Raw genomic sequence first — 22,412 nt, 5'->3', positions numbered from 1 at the left:
CAAAATGGGTACGGGTGCCATCACTGCATACATCGACGTCGCGCAGATCACGCTCTACGTGTTCTGGGCCTTTTTCGCCGGCCTGATCTACTACCTGCACCAGGAGAGCAAGCGGGAAGGCTACCCGCTGGAGTCCGATCGTTCGGGCAGCATCAAGGTCCAGGGCTTCCCGGCGATTCCGGATCCGAAGACCTACAAGCTGCAGGATGGCCGTACCGTCACCGCCCCGAACTTCGCTGTGTCACCGCAGACGCTGAAAGCGGTGCCGAGTGCCAGGTTCCCCGGTGCGCCGCTGAATCCGACCGGCAATCCGATGCTCGATGGGGTCGGACCGGGTGCCTATGCAGACCGGGCCGACATTCCGGACGTGACCTATGACGGTCGCCTGCGCATCGTGCCGCTGCGTGCCGACACGGCCTACGGCGTCGCGCATCAGGACACCGATCCGCGCGGGCTCCCGGTGGTCGGTGCCGACGGCAAGGTGGGCGGCGTGGTGCGCGACCTTTGGGTCGACCGTTCGGAAGCGATGTTCCGCTACCTCGAACTTGACGTGCCGGTCGGTGGCGGCACGCGTCGCGTGATGCTGCCGATGAACTTCAGCCGCATCGGCGCCCGCCAGGTCAAGGTGGCGTCCATCCTGGGTCACCAGTTCTCCAGCGTGCCCAGTCTTGCATCGCCCGATCAGATCACCTTCCTCGAGGAAGAAAAGGTCATGGCCTACTACGGCGGCGGCACGCTGTACGCCGAAGCCAGCCGCAAGGAGCCCTGGCTGTGAGCACGCTCAAGGCCGTGCCCAACACCGGGCACGAACACGAGTTCGAACCGCAGCTCGGGCTGCCGGAACGGCTGCCGCAGGATGAACACGTGCTGTGGCAGGGCGCACCGGACTGGAAACGCATGGCACGCGAGCGCTTCCATCTGCCGGCGCTCTCCGGCTACTTCACCGCCATCCTGATCCTGCGTGCGGGTTTCATCCTGTCCGGCGAAGGCAGCATCGGCGATGCGGCGATGGCGGTCGTCATGCTGCTGCCGCTGGTGGTGTTCGCGCTTGGTTCGCTGGCCCTGCTGGCCTGGCTGTCGGCGCGCACCACGGTCTATACGATCACCGACAAGCGCGTCGTGATGCGTGTGGGCATCGTGCTGAGCCTCACGTTCAACCTGCCGCTGCGGCGCATCGAATCGGCCGGGCTCAAGCTGCACAAGGACGGTCACGGCAACATTCCGCTGACGCTGGGCGGCAGCGAACGCATCGCGGTGCTGCACCTGTGGCCGCATGCCCGCCCGTGGCGCGTGACGAAGCCCGAACCCATGCTGTGCTGCGTGCCGGATGCTGCCCATGTTGCGCAGATCCTGCAGACAGCATGGACGGCGGCCGCGGGCGAAGAAGCTGCAGCAGCGGCATCGACTGCGTCGCCGGTACGTGCCGCGAGCAGCGAAGCGACGCAGCCTGCACGCAGCCGGAACGGCAACACCCCGCAACTCGCGATCGACTGAGGTCAGGATCATGGAAGCCCACGTTGTCTCGCATCACCCGCTGTCACGCGGCCCGCTCATTGCCATCGGCGCCATGCTGCTGGTCGTGCTGCTGGCAGTCACCACGGTCAGGCTGTCGGGCATGAACATCAGCGTGCCCGATGCCGCCGCCGTGGCAATACGCGATCTGCGCTTCGAGGACAGGGCCGACGGCAGCATCGCCGTCATCGATGCCCGAAGCGGCGCCGAACTCGAATCGATCGTCGGTGAGCAGGGCTTCATCCGCGGCACGCTGCGCGGGCTCGCACGCGAGCGCAAGCGCCAGGGCATCGGTGCGGACGTGGCCTTCCAGCTGGTCGGGCGGGCCGATGGCCGACTGACCCTGATCGACCCCGCCACCAACCGCCGTGTCGACCTCGATTCGTTCGGCCCGACCAACGCCGGCGCCTTCGTCAAGTTGCTCGACGTTGCCCGGTCGCCCGAAATGCACGCCTCAGGAGCACCGCAATGACTACCGCCACCCACACCGCAGCCGCGGCTGCCGTATCCGAGGAATCGACCGCCAAGGCGCGCGTGAGCACCATGCTCAGCCCGCGCTTCTACACGACGGACTTCGCGGCGATGGAACGCATCGACGTCAGCCCGGTTCGCGCGGAATGGGACGTGATGATGGCCGAGTACGAAGGCGACAACAATCACGATCACTTCCAGCGCACCGAAGACTTCGGAGAGCAGATCAGGCAGCTGCCGCCGGAGCTGCACCAGGAGTTCATGGATTTCCTGATCAGCTCGATCACGTCGGAGTTTTCCGGCTGCGTGCTGTACAACGAAATCAAGAAGAACGTCGACAACCCGGACATCAAGGAATTGATGTCGTACATGGCGCGCGACGAAGCACGGCACGCCAACTTCCTGAACATGTCGCTGAAGGATTACGGCCTGGGCGTCGATCTGGGTGGCCTGAAGCGCACGAAGAAGTACACCTACTTCAAGCCGAAATACATCTTCTACGCGACCTATCTGTCGGAGAAGATCGGCTATGCCCGTTACATCACGATCTACCGCCAGCTGGAACGTCACCCGGAGCTGCGCTTCCACCCGATCTTCCGGTGGTTCGAGCGCTGGTGCAACGACGAATTCCGCCACGGCGAATCGTTCGCGCTGATCATGCGCGCCAATCCGCACCTGCTGCGCGGCGGCAATCTGCTGTGGGTCAGGTTCTTCCTGCTCGCCGTGTATGCCACGATGTACGTACGCGATCACATGCGTCCGCAACTGCATCAGGCAATGGGTCTGGATGCCGACAACTACGATTACGAAGTTTTCCGCATCACGTCGGAAATTTCCAAACAGGTCTTTCCGCTGACGCTGGACACCGACAGCGCGGTGTTCCGTGCCGGCTTCGAGCGTCTGTTCGCGCTGGCCCAGGCGAACGAGCGCGCCAAGGCACAGGGCGGCGTCATCGGCCTGGTCAAGCGCAGCGCCTGCGCGGTGGCGGCATTCGGCACCTTTGCCCGGCTCTACCTGCATCCGGTGAAGCGCAACGACATTCCCGAGTCCGTGCGCATACAACCGGCCTGGTGACACCGATGAGCGACTGGATGACACCGGCGCTGTTTGCACTCGGCCTGTGGTGGTTCGCCACCGGCGCCATCCTCTATCTGGACGGCCTGCCGCGGCACACTTTCCGCCACAGTCTGCTGGCGGCCAGCCTGCTGATGGTGGCGGCACTGTTCGCGCTGAACCACAGCGCGGCCGACACGTCGGTCGCGATGACGTACTGCAGCTTCACCAGTGCGCTCATCGTGTGGGGCTGGCTGGAAATGACCTTCCTGATGGGCTTCATCACCGGCCCGCGCAAGCAGGGCTGCCCGGACGGCTGCGGCGGGGCGGCTCATTTCTGGCACGCCACGGAAGCGATCATCCATCACGAGCTGTCGATACTGGTTGCCGCCATCGCCATCGCGGCGATCACCTGGGGCGATCCGAACCAGACCGGCACCTGGACCTTCATGCTGCTGTGGGGCATGCGGCTCAGCGCCAAACTGAACCTGCATTTCGGCGTGCGCAATTTCAGCGAGGAATTCCTGCCGCCGCACCTGACCTATCTGAAAAGCTTCTTCCGGCGCCGGCGCATGAACCTGCTGTTTCCGTTCTCGGTGACGGCCGGAACCGTCGTGACCGTTCTGCTGATCCAGCAGATCGGTGCAGCCGGCAACAGCGAGGCGACAACCGTCTGTTTCACGCTGCTGACCACGATGTCAGGCCTCGCGGTGATCGAGCACTGGTTCATGGTGCTGCCGCTGCCGTTCAACGCGCTGTGGAAATGGGGCCTGAAGTCGCGCGAAAAGAAATCGGCTCCGGTCGTGAAGCGGGATCATGAATGTCCGACGGCGGTGCACACGCACCGCATCGTCACCATCGACGCCGCCAAACCCTGATCTGCAACCAGGCACCCGTTCGGGCGCAGCTCGAACGGATGCCTGATGCGTCACTACTCGACCTTTGCCTTGCCCAGCAGCGTCGTGACGTGCTCCTGCACGGCCTGCTGCTGCAGGTGCTGGACCATGCGCTCCTTCACCTGTTCGAGCGGCGGCGGGCCCTTCTTGCGCACATCCTCGAGCAGGATGATGTGGTAGCCATACTGCGTCTTCACCGGTTCGGTCGTGTACTTGCCCTTTTCCAGCTTCGTCATCGCGTCACTGAATTCCTTGACGTAGGTCGCCGGATCGGCCCAGCCGAGATCGCCGCCCCGTTCCTGACTGCCGGTGTCCTTCGAATACACGACCAGCGTACCGAAGTCGATGCCGCTGTTCAGGTTGTCGATGATGGATTTCGCCGCGCCCTCCTGGTCAACCAGGATGTGCCGCGCCTTGTATTCCGTGCCGGTGCCCATCTTGGCCGCTGCGCGGTCATATTCCGCCGTGATCTGTGCGTCGGTGACCGGGCGCTCCTTCGACCAGCCGTCGAGGTAGGCGTTGATCACCATTTCGTCGCGGGCGTACTCGATGCGCTGCAGCAGCGCGGGATCCTTGTCCACCTTGCCTTCGCGCGCCGCCTGCAGCAGCACCTCGCGACGCACCAGGTGATCGCGCACGCGCGAGCGCAGATCCGGGCTGTCGAGCGCCCCCTGGGCCACCTGTTCCTTGATGAATACATTGCCAAGTTCCGACGGGATCGGCACGCCGTTGACCCTGGCAACCTTGTCGGTGAACGCTGGGGTCGTCGCGGCCGCTTCCTGTGCCGAAGCGGGGAGTGCTGTACCGATCGCGATCGCGGCGGCCAGACAGCTCAAAGTGTGGTTCATCGATGGATCCTTCTGTTTTCAGGTATGAGCTCTGGCCGCAGCGCTGCGGGCACTGGCGAGGCCATGCATGGGTGGGAACACGGAACGGAAAGGGTTGCAGTCCGGCCACGCTCCCCGGCGACAGATTCTCTCAGGTTCGTGGTCAGCCGCGAACCCCTGCACGGATCACGCCGGTACGCGGCAGACGCTGCAGCAGCGCAACACCCACACGGACAAACTCGCGACACCCCCGCGTGAACGGCTTCGGGCCCCGAGGGGCCCGAAGTGTACTGAGAGGGTCCGGATCCGCCCCCGCAAACGCCGTCTGGCACGGCGGGGGTGATGCAGGAGCGGCCGGACGATCTTTGCCGACCACCGGCACGCAGCCGGCGACCGGACTTACGGCTTTTCTGCTTCCGCCGGCATTTCGGCAGCCGGCTCGGCCGGCGCCTCGGCCGCGGCCGGCATCGCTGCCAGTGCGCCCGCCGCACTGAGCGCCATGTAGTCCTTCAGCATCGACGCACCGTACAGCGGCTTGTAGGCACCCTGATGGCAGGTCGCGCAATTCACCTTGGCCACATCACCCAGGGCGCCGAGGCGATGGACCGGGAAGGTCTGCGCCAGCGGATCCATATAGGTGTTGTTCAGGTCACGCGACATCCGGATGCCGTGCCAGGCCGTCACGCGCTGCGGCGTGCTGGTTTCCCACGACGAGAAGGCACGCGTGTTGTGGCAGTAGGTGCAATTCACGCCGAGGCCATCCGACATGTGCATCATCAACGCGTAGGTGTCTTCGGTCGCCTGGATCGATCCCACCCGTACGTTCGGCAACGCGGTCTTCGCATTCACGGCGATCGTGTTGGCCTTGCTCAGATACGGGGTGAAAGGATCGTAGGGCAGCGATGCATAGGCCACCGACTCGGCCGGCGTGTTCTGCCCGCCCTTGTTGCCGACCATGCGCGTCGCGTGCTTCTGCGGCTCCGGTGCGAACCACACATTCGCCGGCACCGGCATGCCGCGATGGCAGGTGTAGCAGGTGACGCCGGTATCTGCGACGTGGGTCTTGTAGTCGCTGTTGATGGTCTGCGTCATCTGGATCATGCGCCGCGCCACGACCTTGGTGTAGAGCGAGTCATCGGCCAGATTCTGCAGGTTGTGGCAGTAGCCGCAACCCTGCTCTGGCGCGACCCACTGCGTCATGGCAACCATGATGCGGGTGAATTCCGCCACGCTGACGTCGCCCAGCACCTTGACGTTCTGATACACCTCGGACGCCTTCTGCCCTTCCTGCGGCGCGGCGGGAAGCGCCGCGGGTACGGCATGGATGCCGGCCTGCCCGGCGACGATGCGCGGGTTGGCGACCTTGACCATCGCCGTGCCGCGGAAGCCGTGCTGCTCGGTGGTGATCGGCGGCCTTTCGCATGCCGACACCAGCACGCCGGCCGCCAGCAACAGTGCGATGCGGATCGCTGTACAGGACTTGATCATTGTTGCGCTCCTTGCAGCGTTGCGGGATCGACAACCGTGCCGAATACCGCCGGGTACATCGGTGCGACGTGGTGCTTGACCGCCCACAGATACCAGTTGTCGACCACGGTGCCGGTGAGCAGGATGCCGATGCCGCCGGTCAGCGGGCACAGCACTGCGAACCACCAGGCCCAGCGGTGGATGGATTCCATCGACGCGTTGAAGCCCATCGTCCAGCGCCAGAACAGGGCTGCGCGCTCCGATGCCGTACCTCGATCGACGATCTGTTCGATTTCCCGCTCGCCACCGAAGCGGCTGACCGCAAGGATGGTTGCACCGTGCATGGCGAACAGCAGCGCCGATCCGTAGAGGAAGGCGATCGACAGCATGTGGAACGGGTTGTAGAACAGGTTGCCGTAGCGGATCGAGAACGCCGCCGTCCAGTCGAGGTGCGGGAAGATGCCGAACGGAACCGCCTCCGACCAGGAACCCATCAGCAGCGGACGGATGAAGCCGAGCACGAGGTAGAGCCAGATCGCCGCGGCGAAAGCCCAGGCCACGTGGGTGCCCATGCCGAGGGCCTTGGCGCGGCGGTACATGCGCAGCCACCACAGCATGATCGACAGCGTGAGGAAGAAGCCGGCCATCAGCCACCAGCCACCCTGATTCAGCGGCGGCAACTTCAATCCATATTCCGGCGGCGGCGGCTCGAGCGCCAGCCAGAACAGCTGCCGCACGAACTCGATCGGGCTCCAGTTCACCGAGGCCAGCATGTTGAGGCCGATGATTTCGAACGCGACCAGGAAACAGACGATCGATGCGATGCCCAGCCAGCCCAGATAGATCGGGCCGATCTGTGCATCGCCCAGCCTGCCGAACAGATGCACATCCGTGGGTTTGCCCATCCGCTCACGGTCGTCGCGACCGATCGAGACGCCCGGAAAGGCGGGTCCATGTACCTGGACCTGGGTGAAAATATTCTGGTACTCCGCCATGACTCTACCCTCTCTTTCTTCTGTTAGCGCCACACGGGGAGGTTGAGCCACCAGCTCCACCATTCGGGCCAGCCGCGCGTCCAGAACGGGCCGCTGATGATGATGCACACGGCACTCCAGAAGACTGCCGACAGCGCAAGGAACAGCCCGAGACGGTGCACACCGAGCGTGCCGATCGAGTAGCCGATCGCATCGCGGAAGAAGGTGTTTTCATGATCCGGCGTCTTGACCACTTCGCCCTTCGCAGGGTTGGTCGAGGACAGGATGAGCGCGCCGTGCAGCGACAGTGCGAGGGTGGTGGCAAAGAAGAAGCTCACCGCCAGCATGTGCGCCGGGTTGTAATGGAAGTGCAGATACTGGTAACCGGTATTCGAAACCCAGTCCAGGTGACTCATGATGCCGTACGGGAATCCATGTCCCCACGCGCCCATCAGGATGGGCCGGAACACGACCAGGGTCACGTAAGCCAGGATCGCGAAACCGAATGCCACCGGAACGTGATAACCGATGCCGAGCTTGCGACATATCTCGACTTCCCGGAGTGCCCATGACACGAAGGAACCGACTGCGCACACCGTAGTCAACTGCCATAGCCCGCCTTCCATCAGCGGCGCCATGCCCAGCCCGTAACTCAGATCAGGCGGAGCGATATTGATTTGCCACAGATTCCAGGTCGGCCCCTGCGAGGCGCCCCAGACAATCAGTAGCGTGCCCACTAGGGCAAAGAACATCGTGGTGACGCCGAAGAAGCCTACGTAGAAGGGGCCTACCCAGAAATCGAACAGGTCTCCGCCTATCAGCGTGCCACCGCGGACGCGGTACTTTCTTTCAAAACTGAGCATGGACATGCCAACCCCCTTTTGGGAAGCCTTCGGGCCTCCACTTTTCAAACCTGGCTTCGCAACAAGCGAGGCCGGGCAGGCCCGGTCCTCGCCAGACTTGCGCCTTCCTCTTTACTGCACCTGATTCAGTGCAACCGGTGCCGGCATTGCGACACTTGCCGCAGCCATCGGCTTCTTGCTCGGTCCTTCGATCCAGTTGAAGCGATCGGTACTGAGAAGAATGAAATGAATCACGATCGCGAGCACAAACAGAAAGGTAAACAGAGCTACCAGTGATCTGCGCGGATCGAACAACATCCATATACGCCACATATTTTTGCTCCTATGCCTGATAGATGTAAGGAATGACTGAGTACGTCGCTGCCCGGACGCCTTCAATCAGTGACGCATAACCTTCCGAACCCGGCAGCCACGGACGCCAGTTCCAGACGAGGATGTGTGCAACGATTGCGACGACAAGAAAGACGATGAAACTCGTCATGAAAATGGCGTGGAATTCACGCGCCTCGGAAGCTGTCAGTCCTGACAGGGATCCGCTATTGGCATCAGCCATAACATTTACCTCCTGATGGGCCTTTCGGCCGTATTACCACCGCGCAAATCCCGCGCGGCAGGGACTTTCGAGGCGGATCGCACCCCGGAAGATCGTGTTCCGGTCAGACCGGACGCATCTTTCGTTTTCTGTCACTGCGCCTTGTCGGACGGCCGCACTCATGTCGGCTCGAGCGCAAGGCGCGCATTCATGACCCGTTCCGCCGTGATGCGCGCTTCATCGGCGCGGCGGGCGTCTTCTTCCGCCCGGTCGCGCAGGCGCTTGGCGGCCGAGATGCGGACCAGAAAGGGTTTCTCATTCACGTACTGGTCGAGCAGGCGCTGCGCCTCGTCATCCCACGGACGCGTATCGGCGCGCGTGATGCGTGCAGGCGTCGGATCGACCCGGTCCATGTCGGTAGCCAGCGGCAGGATGTGGAACAGCGCGTCGAACAGCGCGTTGCACACCTCCTGCACCACATACGTCGCACCGGCGTAGCCCATGAAGGGCGTGCCCGTGTGGCGGCGGATGATGGCGCCCGGGAAGGACGACGGGATATAGCTGGCGCGGGCGCCGCATTCGGCCATGTACATGCGTTCGTTGTAGCTGCCGAACATCACCAGCGGCGTCTTCTCGCGCACCAGACGACGCACGTCCGCGTTGTCGGTCTTCTGCCCGGGGCAGCGCGACACCGCGAAGTTGCACGGCAGGCCCATGTCTTCCTCGAGGAAGTGGCGCAGGCCGCGCGCGTAGGTTTCGTTGGCGACCACGGCGAAGCTGGCGGTGCCGAAGAAATCCTGGGTGACCGAGCGCCACAGGTCCCAGATCGGCTTGATCGTGGTGTGCTTCTCGCGCTCGATGAACGGCTCCGGATCGACACCGGTCAGTTCGCCCAGCTTGCGCAGGAAAAGGGTTGTGCTATGCAGGCCGATCGGCGCCTGCAGGTAGGGACGTTCGAGCGTTTCGCAGAGCAGGCGACCGAATTCCCGGTACATGCAGACATTGACGTCGGCATTGACCAGCTTCGGTACGTCGGCCAGGTGACTCCCGAGCGGGAACACCATATTGATTTCGCAGCCGATGCCTTCGACCAGGCGGCGGATTTCGGCCAGATCACTCGGCGTGTTGAAGGTGCCGTAGATCGGCCCGATGATGTTCACCCGCGGCTTTTCGCCTTCGGCGCGCGGCTTGCGCTCCGGAATCTTCTTCGTGCCGTACTGTGTCCAGAGCCAGTTGATGGCGCGATTCGCGCACTGCCACTGGTCCTCGTCGATGGTGCGCGGCAGGAAACGCTGGATGTTCGTGCCTTCGGGCGTCACACCGCCGCCGATCATTTCGGCGATGGAACCGGTGACCACCACGGCCGGCATGTCGGGATCGAGCACCGCGTGCGCGCGCTTCATCGCGCCTTCGGTACCTTCGCGCCCGAGCTGCTCTTCGGCCAGTCCGGTCACCACGATGGGCAGTTCATGCGGCGGCAGGCCGTCGGTGTAGTGCAGCACCGAGGTGACCGGAAGGTTTTCGCAACCGACCGGACCATCGATGACCACCTGCAGTCCCTTGACGGCGGTGAACACATACACCGCACCCCAGTAGCCGCCTGCGCGATCGTGATCGAGGACTAGCATGTCGTCCTCCGCCCGGCCGTCCGAAGGAGGGCGACCGCCCCCTCGGGGGGCAGCCGATGTTTGGCGCGGGGGCTCCGATTCGGCCTCATATGGCCTCCTCTACGCTGCGCGCCTTGGCCAGCCTGGCCATTTTCGCCTTGTAGGCGGTGCGGAACTCGGGATGGTCCTTCGGCGATTCCTGCCAGACACCGGCGGTGTGCCGGGTGCCGACGCCTTCGAAGAAGTCGCTCATGGTGTCGAAGCGCGCCTTGTTGGCGATGGCGCTGTTGATCACGGTAGCCAGCGAGCCGGCACCGGCCGGTCCCATCAGCGGGCGGGCGGAAATCAGGTTCGTGAAGTACAGACCCGGAATGCGCGCTTCCTTCGCCGCTTGCACGATGGGCGTCGTGCCGATCGCCAGGTCGGGCTTGAATTCGTGCATTGCCGCCAGATCCTGCTCCAGCGACGCGCGGTACTGCACATGGACGCCGTGCGCGTTCAGCCAGTTGAGGTCGGCCGCGCTGTGCACCGTCTGCGGGCAGGCCGTGCCGACGTAGCGCAGGTCGGCGCCGCTTTCGACCAGCAGGCGGGCGACCAGCAGTTCCGACCCTTCATAGCCGCTCAGCGTGATGCGACCCTTGATCGGATTGGCCGACAGCGCGCCACGGATGGCCGGCAGGAAGCGGTTTCTGGCCGCATCGATCTGCGCCTGTCCGACATTGCACGCATTGCCGATGGCCTGCAGCCATGCATCGGTGCCGTCGTGTCCGACCGGCGCCGAACCGACGATGGCGCGCCCTGCGGTTTCGAATTCACGGAAACTCGCGGTGTAGAAAGGATGGATCCCCGCCACCACGGCGCAATCGAGGGCTGCGTACAGCTCGCGCCACTCACGCGTCGGGACCACCGGACCAGCCGCCAGGCCAAGGGGTTCCAGCATTGCACCGATGCCGACCGGATCCACCGGAAACATTTCGCCCACCAGGGCGACCGTGGGCTTGTCGCTGATGCCGTTGCGCGGCGCCTGCACCGGGCCCTGCTCGGCTTCGGTGCGTGCGTATCTCAGCATCGCGCCGGCCAGTACGTCCTTTGCCTCGGCGTGCGTCGGCACGCCGAAACCCGGCACGTCGATGCCGATGATACGCACGCCGTTGATGTCCTTGGGCAGCAGCTGCAGCGGCACACCACTGGCGGTCGGCACGCACAGGTTGATGATGACCACTGCGTCGTACTGCGCCGGATCCGCCAGCTTGAACACCGCTTCGCGGATATCTTCGAACAGCTTGCCGGTCACCAGCGATTCGCTGTTGAACGGCACGTAACCCACGCTGCGACGCGCACCGTAGAAGTGCGAGGTGAAGGTCAGTCCATAGACGCAGCAGGCCGAGCCCGACAGCACGGTCGCAGTGCGGCGCATGCGCAGGCCGACACGCAGCGAGCCGAAGGCCGGACACATCGACTGCGGCTGGTCATGCGGACCCTTCGGATAATCCGCGGCGTACTGATCCAGCACATCGCTCTTGCCGGCGGCGCGGGCCGCACCCTCCAGCTGGTCGCGACCGGCATGACAGCCCAGACCGTCGCTTTTCAGCGCATCGGCGTTGATGACCTTGATGTCGGAAATGTTGGACATGGTGGCCACCTCAAACGGTGTCGTACACCACTTCGAGCGTGGGCTTGATCACTTCATCCTTGCCCAGCATGTCGGCCACGGTGGCCGGCGTCATCACATAGTCGCGCCCCGTGACATCGGCGGCGAACAGGCCCAGCAGCCCGTCCTGCGTCATCGGTTTCGGCCGTACCGGCGGCGCTTCGGCCACATTCATCGCCAGTTCCTCGAACAGCGGCGCCCACTGCGAGCCGGGCCGGCCGATGATTTCGTAGCTGGCGCTCTTGCGGCGGATGTCGTCGTTGGCGGGAATCGTGGCCAGCACCGGTATGCCGGCGGCTTCGGCAAATTGCGCCGCCTCGCCGGTGCCGTCGTCGCGGTTGATCACCACGCCGGCCACGCCGACGTTGCCACCGAGCTTGCGGAAGTATTCGACCGCACTGCACACGTTGTTGGCGACGTACAGGCTCTGCAGGTCGTTGCTGGCGACGACGATGACCTTCTGGCACATGTCGCGGGCGATCGGCAGACCGAAGCCGCCGCACACCACGTCGCCCAGGAAGTCGAGCAGCACGTAGTCGAAGCCCCAGTCGTGGAAGCCCAGCTTTTCGAGCGTTTCGAAGCCGTGGATGATGCCGCGACCGCCGCAGCCGCGACCGACTTCCGGTCCGCCCAGTTCCATGGCGAACACGCCATCGCGGATGAAGCAGACATCGCCGATCTTGACTTCCTCGCCGGCGAGCTTCTTCTTGCTGCTCGTTTCGATGATGGTCGGGCAGGCCTTGCCACCGAACAGCAGGCTGGTGGTGTCGCTCTTCGGGTCGCAGCCGATCAGCAATACCTTCTTGCCCTGCTGCGCCATCATGTAGCTGAGGTTGGCGAGCGTGAAGCTCTTGCCGATGCCGCCCTTGCCGTAGATCGCGATGATCTGCGTCGTCTTGGTCGCTTCACCGGTCGGAACCGGATCCGGATCGATGGCGGCTTCGGCACGCAGCACCTTGTTCAGGTCGAACTTGATCGGCGAAGTGCCGGACGATGTTCCGCAGGCGTCGCTCATGACATGGATCTCCAGTCGAGAATCATTTTCAGGCAGGCCGGATCGGAAAACGCCGTGCGGTATGCCGCATCCGCATCGGTCGCAATCTGCCGGTGGGTAATCAGACCTTCGAGCGACAGCCGTCCTGCGGCTGCCATGTCGCGCACCGTCACCAGATCGCTTTCCAGCCACTGCGCGGCAATGCGCAGGCGGGCTTCACGCATGAAGGCCGGCGGGAAGTTGAAGGACAGTGCGTCTTCGTAAAAACCGGCCAGCACAATCTCTCCGTGCGGGGCCAGCCGGGCAATGAGTGCGTCGAGCAGGCTGCCGTCGCCGCTGACATCGCAGATGCAGCGGTAATTGCGGCGCTCGTCGGTGGCGGGGTCGATGACGCGATAGCCTTCTGCGCCGTCGGCGCGCGCCGGATTGCGTTCCCACACGATCGGGTCGCCCCCGGCGGCAACGGTCAGGCGGGCGATCATGCGACCCAGAACGCCGTGGCCGATGATCAGGTCGGGCAGGTGATCGCCGTCGGCGATCGCATGTTGCCCGGTCGCCGCAAGCGCCAGCAGGATGCCGCGTTCGCCGAAGCTGTCGTCCAGCGTGACAGTGCGGGCAGCCGGCACCACCAGGCGGGAGGCCGCACCGCCGAACAGGCCGCGCACTTCGCCGAAGCAGCGTGCACCCGGCACAAATACGTGATCACCGACATTCAGACCGGACGTGGCACCGGCGGCGCTGACGCGCCCCACCGATTCATAGCCCGGCACCAGCGGATAACCCATGCCGGGGAACGGCGGCATGCGGCCGGACCACAGCAGGCGCTCGGTGCCGGTACTGATGCCGCTCCACTCGACGTCGACCACAACATCGGCATCGCCTGCCGGTGTCAGTTCGAGCTGGCTCAGCTCCAACTGCTCCGGCTGCTTCAGTACTACGGCAATACTGTTCATCGCGCCTCCGCGTTGAGGACCCCGTCGTCCATGTGTCACGACTGCTTGTCACCTTGAGTGTCATTCTAGACTTACTCTGATTAGTGTCAACTAATCATTACATTTATGTCTGTAAATGTTTCGGACGCGCAACCAGCACGCACGTCTGCAAAGGAATACGGGTCGGAATCAGGCCGATCTGGCAGAAGCCGGCGGCACGCAGCATTTCGGTCAGGCGGGCTTCGGAGCGCGGACGCCCGCGGCCCATCGCCATCAGGTAGAAGCCGAAGTAGGCATCGCCCACCGGCTCGGCGCCACGCACTCCGGACATCTGTTCGGCAATCAGCAGCACGCCGTCGTCCGGCAACGCACGATGGATGGCCCGCAGCAGCGCCATGACGTCTTCGTCGTCGTGGTCGTGCAGCACGCGCACCAGTGACACCAGATCGGCACCGGTCGGCATTTCGCCCGACTGGAAGGAACCGCCGAAGGCCGTGGCACGCGCGGCAAGACCGGCCGCATCGAAACGCATGCGTGCGCGCTCGGCGACCGCCGGCAGATCGAACAGCTGAAGTTTCAGGTCGGGCGCGCGCTGCGCCGCCGCGGCGAGGAAGCTGCCGTCGCCACCGCCGATGTCGAGCAGGCAGCGATGCATGGCGACCGGATAGGCGTCGAGCACCTCCGCCGCCACCATCGGCTGCGACGCGGCCATCAGCGCCGTGTAGTCGCGGATGCGTTCGCCTTCCAGCGCCGACGCCTGTTCGTTGCCGGCATACGGCCAGTATTGCGACAGCGCGGTGCGCTGCGACAGGCCGCGCAGCAGCGCCAGCGGATCTTCGAAATCGCGGTAGATGCGGCCGTGGTGTTCCACCATCGCCGCGATGCCCGGGTTGGCGACCATCGCCGTGCCCAGCATGCCCAGACCGTACCGGCCACCTGAACGACGGGCCACCAGGCGCAGCGCGACCGCCGCGTCGAGCAGACGGGTGGCCGCTTCGTCCGACATGCCGATGCGCGTTGCAATCCGATCTGCCGCCAATGGCCCGCCGGCCAGCAGCCGGAACAGGTCGACCCGCACGCAGGCCAGCAATATCTGCGAATAGACGAAGCCGCCGCACAGATCGAACAGCGCACGCGCCTCGCGCCGGGCCTTCCAGCGGGTCAGCGGAAACGCAGACGCCCAGTGATGAAAGCGCGGGCTGCTCAGCAGGCGATCGGCCGCGTCACGCAGGCGATCGGCGAGACCCGGCTTGCGATCGCCGTCGAAGGCCGACGACTCCATGCTGAACCGGGTACTCATTTCGTCTGTGCGCGGTCAGGAAGCGGGCAGGCCCGGCTTCAGAGAACGCTGTCTGCAAGTTCGCGCGGGATCAGCCGCGACGCTTCCATCGCGATGACGGCGCGCAGACCGTCGGCACCCGAACACACCGGTACCGAATCGATGGCTTCGGCCACCAGCAGGTTGAGGCGACGGATCGCACCGTGCAGGCCCAGTTCGCGCACTGCGCTCGGACGGCCGAGCGCCACGTCGCGGCCGACCGGCTTGCCGATCCTGGACGCATCCGACGCCGCATCGAGGATGTCGTCGGCGACCTGGAAGGCTTCACCCATGCAGTCGCCGAGCGCACGCCAGGGGCCGGGATCCGCGCCGGCAGCCGCGGCACCCGCCATCGTGGCCGACGCAAACAGCGAACCGGTCTTGGCCTGCTGGTATTCGCGCAGATTGACGTCGGACTCGCATTCCCAGGCCTGACCGGCCACGATGCCCGACGGCACGCCGACCCCGCGGCCGATGATGGACAGCAGCGGCACCAGACGGTAGGGCGCATTCGCGCCCCCACGCGCCAGGGTCTGGAAGGCGAGCACGATCAGCGCATCGCCGGCCAGCACCGCAATGCGTTCGCCGTAGGCGCTGTGTACCGAAGGTTTGCCGCGGCGCATCGGTGCATCATCGAAGCAGGGCAGATCGTCATGCACCAGCGAAGCGCAGTGCAGCAGTTCGATGGCGGCGGCGGCATGATCGGCCACCGAGGTGTCGTCTTCGCCGCAGGCGCAGGCGGCGGCAAGACACAGACGCGGGCGGATGCGCGCACCACCGGGAAACACGGCATAGCGGATGGCGGACGCCAGCAGCGGCGGGCAGGTCGGACCGTCGGCATGCGACAGTGCGGCCTCCAGCGATTGTTCGACTGCCGCACTCAGGGCCCGCTCGATACGCTTCATGCCGTCCATGTCCGTCTCCTGTTGTTGTCGCCGCGACTGTCAATCTTTCTTGTCGCATAGTCGTGTAATGTAATGTAGACATTACACTCAGCAACGTCAATCACGATTTACAAGAGCTTCCGTGAGCGCGCATGACAAGGTCGGAAACGGGCAGGATGCGGAGCGATGCCGGCGCACAACAGGCCGATGAACGCGCGCGACTTCTCGGCCCGCGTGCCGCCGGGCGGCTATCAGTGGTGGTATGTCGATGCGATGAGTGACGACGGCCACTACGGCCTGACCATCATCGCCTTCATCGGCAGCGTGTTTTCGCCGTACTACGCCGCAGCGCGGCGACGCGCACCGGGCCGGGCCGATCCGCAGGATTTCTGTTCGGTCAATGTCGCGCTGTACGGCGACTGCCGGCGCTGGGCAATGACCGAACGCGGCGTCGGCGCGCTGCGCCGTTCGGCCCATGAACTGGCCATCGGCCCGAGTCGCCTGCACTGGGACGGTGACGCGCTGGTGATCGATCTCGATGAAGTGTCCACGCCGCTGCCGCAACGCCTGCGCGGACAGGTTCGCGTACAGTCACCGGTGCTGTCGCGCAACGCCTTCGCGCTCGACGCCGAAGGGCGCCACCTGTGGTCGCCGATCGCGCCCTGCGCGCGGGTCAGCGTGCAGCTCGACGCGCCCGCATTGCACTGGCAGGGCGACAGCTATCTCGACAGCAACGCCGGCGAAACCTCACTCGAAGACGCCTTCAGTCGCTGGCACTGGTCACGTGCCAGCCTGCGCGGCGGCGACACGGCCGTGCTCTATGACGTGACACGGCGCGATGCGTCGAACGCGTCGCTTGCGCTGCGCTTCGATGCCCGCGGCGGCTTCAGCAGCTTCGACCCGCCGCCCGAGCAGAAGCTGCCGACCACGTTGTGGCGCGTCGGTCGCGCCACGCGCAGCGAGCATGCGGCGCCGCAGGCGCAAACGCTGGAAGACACACCGTTCTACGCCCGGTCGATGGTGCGCACGCAGCTGCTCGGCGAATCGGTCGGCAGCATGCATGAAAGCCTGGATCTCGACCGCTTCCGCAGCCGCTGGGTGCAGACCCTGCTGCCCTTCCGCATGCCGCGTCGCAGCGGCACGCGGGTGCGCGCGGCGCTGTAAGCTCAGTGCGCGGCGCCGTTGTCCGTGTCCGCCGCGTCCGCCCGCGCGCGGTCTTCGCGGATCTGGCGTCGCACCGATACCAGTTGATACACGGCGAATCCGAGCACACCGCCGAACACCAGAACCGCTTCGATCAGTTTCAACATTGTGGAACTCATGTTTCGCCCTCCTTCGGCCATTCATTTGCGGCACCTCTTCCGGTGGTGCTGACCCCACCCTCCGGCACAGGTTCTGCCGCTGCACCGTCATGAGGGCGCTCGACTGGACACGCGACGGCAGCGACTGGCCAAACCGCGCGGCCAGCCGCTTCGTCGACGCAGGCGGGCTGCGCTGGCATGTGCAGGTGGCCGGCGACGGACCCGTCCTGTTGCTGCTGCACGGCACCGGCGCCGCCACGCATTCGTGGCGTGCGCTGCTGCCCGAACTGGCGACGCGTCATACCGTCATCGCGCCGGATCTGCCCGGCCACGGGTTCAGCGGCACGCCGGTGTCGCACCGGCTGACGCTGCAGGGCATCGCGCGCGCGCTCGGCGGACTGCTGGCGGCGTTGCAGGCGGAGCCACAGGTGGTCGCCGGGCATTCGGCCGGCGCAGCCATCATGCTGCGCATGAATATCGACGGGCTGCTGCCGGCACGCACGCTGGTCAGCCTCAATGGCGCAATGCTGCCGTTGCCCGGGCTGGCCGGGCTGCTGTTCCCGCCGGCGGCACGCCTGCTGTCCGCCCTGCCCTTCGCGCCGCAGGCATTCGCCTGGCGTGCCACGCAGCGCGACGCGGTCGAGCGCCTGATCCGCAGCACCGGATCGGCGCTCGACCCGGCCGGCGTGGCGCTGTATCACAAGCTGGTCAGCACACCCGCCCATGTCGCCGGCGCACTGGCCATGATGGCGAACTGGGATGTGGCGCCGCTGCTGCGCGACCTGCCATCGCTGCGCGCACCACTGACGCTGGTGATCGGCAAGGGCGACGAAACCGTGTCGCCGGAGGAATCGCGCCGGGTGCACCGCATGGTGCCGGGCTCGCGTCTGGTGGAACTGGACGGTCTGGGTCATCTGGCACACGAAGAAGCGCCCGCGCTCGCCGCGCGGCACATCTTCGAAGCCGATGATTGCCGCGGTACGGCGTACCGCTGAACGAATTCAGCCCGTCGTGCCCTGGGTGCTGCGAGCGCGCTCTTCGCGTTCGAGCCGCTCGAACAGGTCGATCAGCCACTCGACGCGCTGCCGCGGCGTACGCTGCGGAATGCCGGTCAGTGCCGACATGTCGACGGTCGGCGCAGCGGCCACCGCGTCAGCCAGCGCGGACACCTCATCGAGCACGTGGTAATGCGCCGTGGCGGACAGGGTCGGCGCGCCGCTCAGCGCTTCGGCCAGCAGCACGCTCTTGCGCCAGGGCGACACGATGCTGCGCGTCGACACGGAATCGTAGCCGCGGCGTTCGACACCGCGGCCGATCTCGGCATAGACGCTGCGCGCTGCGCGAATGCCGGGGCGGCAGCCCGACGGCAGCTTTTCGATGCCGGGCGCGGCACGCGCATACAGCAGGTCGGCACACTGCAGCAGGCGGCGCAAAACCTGCGCGAGCCGGTCGTCGAACACCGGTTCGGCCAGCCAGCCCGCCGGATCGAGCCCCGCTTCGATCAGCCAGTCATGCGGCAGGTAGAGCCGGCCGCGCCGGGCGTCTTCGCCGACATCACGCGCGATGTTGGTGAGCTGCATCGCCAGACCCAGATCACAGGCGCGCGCCGCGATTTCACGGTCGCGCACGCCCATCAGCAGCGCCATCATCGCGCCCACCGTGCCGGCGACGCGGGCGCAGTACTGGAACAGTTCGGACTGCGTCATGTACTGACGACCACGCGCATCCCACTCGAAACCTTCGATCAGCGCCAGCAGCAGCGATGCCGGAATGTTGAAGCGAGCCACCACGCGTGCCAGCGTGCGGTCGGCCGGTTCCGGATGCGGATGTCCGGCGCAGGCCTGTTCGACCCGCCAGCGCAGGTGCGCGACCGCGTTCTCGTCGGCCTGGCTGTCATCGACCAGATCGTCGGCGATGCGGCAGAACGCATACAGCGAACAGGCCGGCTCGCGCACCGCGCGCGGCAGCAGCAATGAAGCCGCGAAGAAGGATTTCGAGCCGTTGCGCAGCAATCTGCGACAGGCCCGCATGTCCTCTGCGTGCGTCGGCTCAGCCATGCCGATCACGGTGCGACGCACTGCGACGCCGGGGCGCTCACGGCGTGCGATGGCCGGCGCGCACAACGGCAGAAGCCGTGCGGCATGGCGATTCCTGACAGGGCGGGATGAAGCGACATTGTGGATCGAGTATAGGTATGTCAATTTATATTGACAATCAATTTCTCGACATATTGACACTAATCAGCCTCGCGGCCGCATTCAGGTGTACTCGCTGCGCCGGCTCAGCTGATCGCGCGGACGATCTTCGAAATGCTGACCGCATCGGCCGCCGACAGCGGCATGTACATCGCCGCCATGTCGGCCGCCAGTTCGCGCGCCGCAGGCTGCGGCCGTGGCGACGTGTCGATGAACAGCGCGCGAAAGGCGCTGGCGCGCACCCGGCGCGCGGCCGAGCGCGCATCCTCCTCGGCACGGGCGCGGCCGCCGGCGCCGTCGCGCGCCACATTGGCACGACCGTCGGTCAGCAGTACCAGCGTCGGCGTGTCGCCACGGCGCTGCACCGCGTCGGCCATCAGCCAGCCGGCATCAATGCCGGCGGCCAGCGGCGTGCCGCCACCGCCGGGCAGACCGGCCAGACTGCGCTTGGCGCGCACCAGCGAACGGGTCGGCGGCAGCAGCACCTCGGCGCCGGTGCCCCGGAAGGCGATCAACGCCACGCGGTCGCGCCGCACGTAACAGTCGGCCAGCAGCAGTTCGACCGCTCCCTTGGCTTCGGCCAGCCGGTTCAGCGCCGACGAACCGGAGGCGTCGACCAGGAAGATCGTCGTGGTTTCCGAGCGCTGTGCGAAGCGGGTGATGCGGAAATCATCCGGCCGTACATCGATCAGGCAGTTCGACGGCGCCCCGGCGCGGGCGGCGCGGCGCAGCGGTTGCCAGGGCGCGGCCGCACGCAGCGTTTCGATCAGGTTCAGGCGCGCACCGTTGCCGGGTGTGCCGCGGCGGATGCCGGCCGGCCGGCCGCGCAGGCCGCCGGCGCGCAGCGCACCGGCCCGGCCGGCGCTGCGCGCACGCGGCAGACGCCCGGCCGCCGCCTGCAGGCGCGCCAGCAAGCCGGGGGGAATCGCTGCCTGTGCGGCTTGCAGCACGACATCGTCCAGCGGCCGGTCGTCCGGTGGTTGCGCATCGCTGTCCGACGCGTCCTGCCCGGCTTCGGGTTCGGGCGGCGACGTGTCTTCGGGGGGCGTGTCGTCCGGTTCCGGCGGCGGGGCATCGGCCTGTTCGGGCGCCGTTTCGCTGGTTGGAAACTGCGTGGCACGCGGTGCGAGCACGAGCTGGGCGGCCAGCGTCACGTCGTCTTCGGCCACCGCATCGCGGCCGTCGAGCGCCGCGGCGGCGCGCGCCACGCGGACCGACTGCAGCAGTGCGCGCATCGACGAAACGCCGAGCGCAAGCGCCGTGGCCGCCAGCGCCTCGGTGGCGCCGGGCGGCACGGCGATCACCGGCAGACGGGCACGCGCCCGTTCGATGTCGGCGGCGCTCACCGGCAACGGGGTGCAGGTCTGTGCGCGCAAACCATCCAGATCGAGGTGGAAGGCCAGGCGGTCGCACAGCGCCGTCGACAGCGGCTCGTCCTCCAGCCCTTCGTCGAGCGCGACCACCGCAAACGCCGCCGCGCTGGTCAGCGCAATGCCATCACGGGCAAGCGCCACTTCGCCAGCGTCCATCACCGCGGTGACGCGGGCGGCCGTGCCGGGCGGCAGGCGTTCCGCCATCGCCAGCAGCACGAAACCGCCATGCGCCTCGACCAGCAGGCCGCGCTCGGCCACCGGGCGGCCGGCGCGCAACGTGGCGGTCAGGTCCAGCCCGCCGAGCAGGCGGCCGTCGGTGACATTGAACGGCACGCGGCGCATCGGCGTGCCGGGCGGCAGCATGTCGCGCAACTGAGCAAGCCAGGCGTCGCGCACCGGTCCGGCCTGGGCGTGCAGGCGCACGCCGCCGGTGCCGACCGGATCGACCGCGCACAGCGCACAAGCCAGCGCGGCGCGCAACCAGGGGTCATCGACGACCGTCGCGCGGTCGTCGCCAGGTCGCGTCCTATTTTCCAAACAGGTCTTCCACCGCGCGATCGACACGCGCGCCGGAACCGGCGTCATCCAGCGGATCGCGGCGCAGGCGGTGGCGCAGCGCGGGCGGTGCGATGCGGCGCAGGTGAGCGTCCCTCACCGCGTCGTCACCCTCGAAAGCGGCCAGCGCGCGGGCGGCACGGATCAGCGTCAGTTCGCCGCGCAGGCCGTCGGTGCCGAGCGCCATGCACAGGCGGGCCGCCTGCTCGACCACACCGTCAGGCACCTGCACGTTGGGCAGGTGTTCGCGTGCGGCGATGATCTTCTTGCGCAGCTTGTCGTCGTGCTTCTTCCAGTGGGCGACGAAGGCATCGCGGTCACGCTCGTACGCATCGCGCCGGCGCACCACCTCGACCCGGGTCGGCAGGTCGGTCGGCGTCGTCACCTCGACCGACAGTCCGAAGCGGTCGAGCAGTTGCGGACGCAGTTCGCCCTCTTCCGGATTGCCGCTGCCGACGATGACGAAGCGAGCCGGATGGCGCACGCTCAGGCCTTCGCGCTCGACCAGGTTTTCGCCCGACGCGGCAACGTCGATCAGCAGGTCGACGAGGTGGTCTTCAAGCAGGTTGACCTCGTCGATGTACAGGAAGCCGCGGTTGGCACGCGCCAGCAGGCCGGGCTCGAAGGCCTTTTCACCGCGCGTCAGCGCGCGTTCGAGATCGAGCGCACCGACCACCCGGTCTTCGGTCGCACCGAGCGGCATGTCGACCACCGGCACCGGCACGAGGTGGCTCTTCAGCGTGCCCTTGCCGGCGGCGCACTGCGCACAGCACGGTGCACCGTCGGCCGGATCGCACTGATAGGGGCAGCCGACGACCGCGCGCATCTTCGGCAGCAGTGCCGCCAGCGCGCGCACCGCGGTCGACTTGCCGGTACCGCGGTCGCCGAACACCAGCACGCCGCCGATGGAGGCGTCGACGGTGGCGACCAGGATGGCCAGTTTCATTTCGTCCTGGCCGACTATGGCCGAGAACGGGAAGGGTTGTGACATCGACAAACCTCGGGTC

At 66.2% G+C, this 22,412-nt stretch carries 23 protein-coding genes; 7 read left to right on the top strand and 16 right to left on the bottom strand.

Annotated elements, in window-relative coordinates; translation table 11 throughout:
- Nucleotides 1–4 precede the first annotated feature (4 nt).
- Genes puhA through puhE form a run of 5 tightly spaced genes read left to right on the top strand, consistent with a single transcriptional unit; the run spans nt 5 to nt 3,914 of the window.
- The gene (gene puhA, locus Q8Q80_RS07680; RefSeq protein WP_305632340.1) at nt 5–775 is read left to right on the top strand and encodes a photosynthetic reaction center subunit H; all 771 of its coding nucleotides are present in this window, start codon (nt 5–7) and stop codon (nt 773–775) included.
- On the top strand, nt 772–1,494 hold the full coding sequence (gene puhB / locus Q8Q80_RS07675) for a photosynthetic complex putative assembly protein PuhB (RefSeq protein ID WP_305632339.1): 723 nt from the start codon (nt 772–774) through the stop codon (nt 1,492–1,494). Before puhA ends, puhB begins: the two co-directional genes overlap by 4 nt.
- Before the next feature lie 10 nt (nt 1,495–1,504).
- Entirely contained in the window at nt 1,505–1,984 is a 480-nt protein-coding gene (gene puhC / locus Q8Q80_RS07670) for a photosynthetic complex assembly protein PuhC (protein ID WP_305632338.1), read from the top strand.
- Nucleotides 1,981–3,057: a magnesium-protoporphyrin IX monomethyl ester (oxidative) cyclase gene (acsF, locus tag Q8Q80_RS07665; RefSeq protein ID WP_305632337.1), complete on the top strand. Its 1,077-nt coding sequence runs from the start codon at nt 1,981–1,983 to the stop codon at nt 3,055–3,057. Before puhC ends, acsF begins: the two co-directional genes overlap by 4 nt.
- Nucleotides 3,058–3,062: 5 nt before the next feature.
- Nucleotides 3,063–3,914 carry a putative photosynthetic complex assembly protein PuhE gene (gene puhE, locus Q8Q80_RS07660; protein ID WP_305632336.1) on the top strand — a complete coding sequence of 284 codons (852 nt, stop codon included), beginning with the start codon at nt 3,063–3,065 and terminating at the stop codon, nt 3,912–3,914.
- A gap of 53 nt (nt 3,915–3,967) precedes the next feature.
- Here the strand turns inward: puhE and Q8Q80_RS07655 are convergent, their stop codons facing one another.
- The 12 genes from Q8Q80_RS07655 to Q8Q80_RS07600 all read right to left on the bottom strand — a co-directional run bounded on the left by Q8Q80_RS07655 (nt 3,968) and on the right by Q8Q80_RS07600 (nt 16,011).
- Nucleotides 3,968–4,780, bottom strand: a complete 813-nt coding sequence (locus Q8Q80_RS07655; RefSeq protein ID WP_305632335.1) for a peptidylprolyl isomerase — start codon at nt 4,778–4,780, stop codon at nt 3,968–3,970.
- Nucleotides 4,781–5,158: 378 nt separating this feature from the next.
- Nucleotides 5,159–6,247 (bottom strand): photosynthetic reaction center cytochrome PufC, encoded by a 1,089-nt coding sequence (gene pufC / locus Q8Q80_RS07650; protein WP_305632334.1) that lies wholly within the window; start codon nt 6,245–6,247, stop codon nt 5,159–5,161.
- Nucleotides 6,244–7,221, bottom strand: a complete 978-nt coding sequence (gene pufM, locus Q8Q80_RS07645) for a photosynthetic reaction center subunit M (protein ID WP_305632333.1) — start codon at nt 7,219–7,221, stop codon at nt 6,244–6,246. Before pufM ends, pufC begins: the two co-directional genes overlap by 4 nt.
- A 23-nt stretch (nt 7,222–7,244) precedes the next feature.
- The gene (gene pufL / locus Q8Q80_RS07640; protein ID WP_305632332.1) at nt 7,245–8,069 is read right to left on the bottom strand and encodes a photosynthetic reaction center subunit L; all 825 of its coding nucleotides are present in this window, start codon (nt 8,067–8,069) and stop codon (nt 7,245–7,247) included.
- A gap of 105 nt (nt 8,070–8,174) precedes the next feature.
- Nucleotides 8,175–8,375, bottom strand: a complete 201-nt coding sequence (gene pufA / locus Q8Q80_RS07635; RefSeq protein WP_305632331.1) for a light-harvesting antenna LH1, alpha subunit — start codon at nt 8,373–8,375, stop codon at nt 8,175–8,177.
- Nucleotides 8,376–8,385: 10 nt separating this feature from the next.
- The gene (pufB, locus tag Q8Q80_RS07630) at nt 8,386–8,616 is read right to left on the bottom strand and encodes a light-harvesting antenna LH1, beta subunit (RefSeq protein WP_083224038.1); all 231 of its coding nucleotides are present in this window, start codon (nt 8,614–8,616) and stop codon (nt 8,386–8,388) included.
- Nucleotides 8,617–8,774: 158 nt separating this feature from the next.
- Nucleotides 8,775–10,223, bottom strand: a complete 1,449-nt coding sequence (bchZ, locus tag Q8Q80_RS07625) for a chlorophyllide a reductase subunit Z (RefSeq protein ID WP_305632330.1) — start codon at nt 10,221–10,223, stop codon at nt 8,775–8,777.
- A gap of 85 nt (nt 10,224–10,308) precedes the next feature.
- A complete protein-coding gene (bchY, locus tag Q8Q80_RS07620) occupies nt 10,309–11,835 on the bottom strand; it encodes a chlorophyllide a reductase subunit Y (RefSeq protein ID WP_305632329.1) in 1,527 nt (508 codons plus the stop codon).
- 10 nt (nt 11,836–11,845) lie between these two features.
- Nucleotides 11,846–12,868, bottom strand: coding sequence for a chlorophyllide a reductase iron protein subunit X (locus Q8Q80_RS07615; RefSeq protein WP_190295015.1), 1,023 nt, complete (start codon nt 12,866–12,868; stop codon nt 11,846–11,848).
- Nucleotides 12,865–13,800 (bottom strand): chlorophyll synthesis pathway protein BchC, encoded by a 936-nt coding sequence (bchC, locus tag Q8Q80_RS07610; protein WP_305632328.1) that lies wholly within the window; start codon nt 13,798–13,800, stop codon nt 12,865–12,867. Before bchC ends, Q8Q80_RS07615 begins: the two co-directional genes overlap by 4 nt.
- Nucleotides 13,801–13,903: 103 nt before the next feature.
- Nucleotides 13,904–15,079 carry a methyltransferase gene (locus Q8Q80_RS07605; RefSeq protein WP_305632327.1) on the bottom strand — a complete coding sequence of 392 codons (1,176 nt, stop codon included), beginning with the start codon at nt 15,077–15,079 and terminating at the stop codon, nt 13,904–13,906.
- Nucleotides 15,080–15,117: 38 nt separating this feature from the next.
- On the bottom strand, nt 15,118–16,011 hold the full coding sequence (locus tag Q8Q80_RS07600) for a polyprenyl synthetase family protein (RefSeq protein WP_257095399.1): 894 nt from the start codon (nt 16,009–16,011) through the stop codon (nt 15,118–15,120).
- 156 nt (nt 16,012–16,167) lie between these two features.
- On the opposite strand from Q8Q80_RS07600, the gene Q8Q80_RS07595 reads away from it, so the two are divergent.
- Nucleotides 16,168–17,145, top strand: coding sequence for a carotenoid 1,2-hydratase (locus tag Q8Q80_RS07595; protein WP_305632326.1), 978 nt, complete (start codon nt 16,168–16,170; stop codon nt 17,143–17,145).
- 2 nt (nt 17,146–17,147) lie between these two features.
- On the opposite strand, the gene Q8Q80_RS07590 is transcribed toward Q8Q80_RS07595, so the two are convergent.
- Nucleotides 17,148–17,303, bottom strand: coding sequence for a hypothetical protein (locus Q8Q80_RS07590; protein WP_305632325.1), 156 nt, complete (start codon nt 17,301–17,303; stop codon nt 17,148–17,150).
- A gap of 89 nt (nt 17,304–17,392) precedes the next feature.
- Here Q8Q80_RS07590 and bchO point away from each other — a divergent pair, with 89 nt between their 5' ends.
- A complete protein-coding gene (gene bchO, locus Q8Q80_RS07585; RefSeq protein ID WP_305632324.1) occupies nt 17,393–18,277 on the top strand; it encodes an alpha/beta fold hydrolase BchO in 885 nt (294 codons plus the stop codon).
- A gap of 6 nt (nt 18,278–18,283) precedes the next feature.
- Here bchO and Q8Q80_RS07580 read toward each other — a convergent pair whose 3' ends face one another.
- From Q8Q80_RS07580 to bchI, 3 genes are all read right to left on the bottom strand, one after another.
- Nucleotides 18,284–19,339, bottom strand: coding sequence for a phytoene/squalene synthase family protein (locus Q8Q80_RS07580; RefSeq protein ID WP_305632323.1), 1,056 nt, complete (start codon nt 19,337–19,339; stop codon nt 18,284–18,286).
- A gap of 224 nt (nt 19,340–19,563) precedes the next feature.
- Nucleotides 19,564–21,387: a magnesium chelatase subunit D gene (locus Q8Q80_RS07575; protein WP_305632322.1), complete on the bottom strand. Its 1,824-nt coding sequence runs from the start codon at nt 21,385–21,387 to the stop codon at nt 19,564–19,566.
- A complete protein-coding gene (gene bchI, locus Q8Q80_RS07570) occupies nt 21,377–22,396 on the bottom strand; it encodes a magnesium chelatase ATPase subunit I (protein WP_305632321.1) in 1,020 nt (339 codons plus the stop codon). The genes Q8Q80_RS07575 and bchI overlap by 11 nt, the downstream gene beginning before the upstream one ends.
- Nucleotides 22,397–22,412 lie beyond the last annotated feature (16 nt).

This window comes from Methyloversatilis sp., from assembly GCF_030698125.1.
GTDB lineage: Bacteria > Pseudomonadota > Gammaproteobacteria > Burkholderiales > Rhodocyclaceae > Methyloversatilis.
Note: the sequence above shows the minus strand (reverse complement) of the source record. Positions and strands in the feature narration are given on the sequence as shown.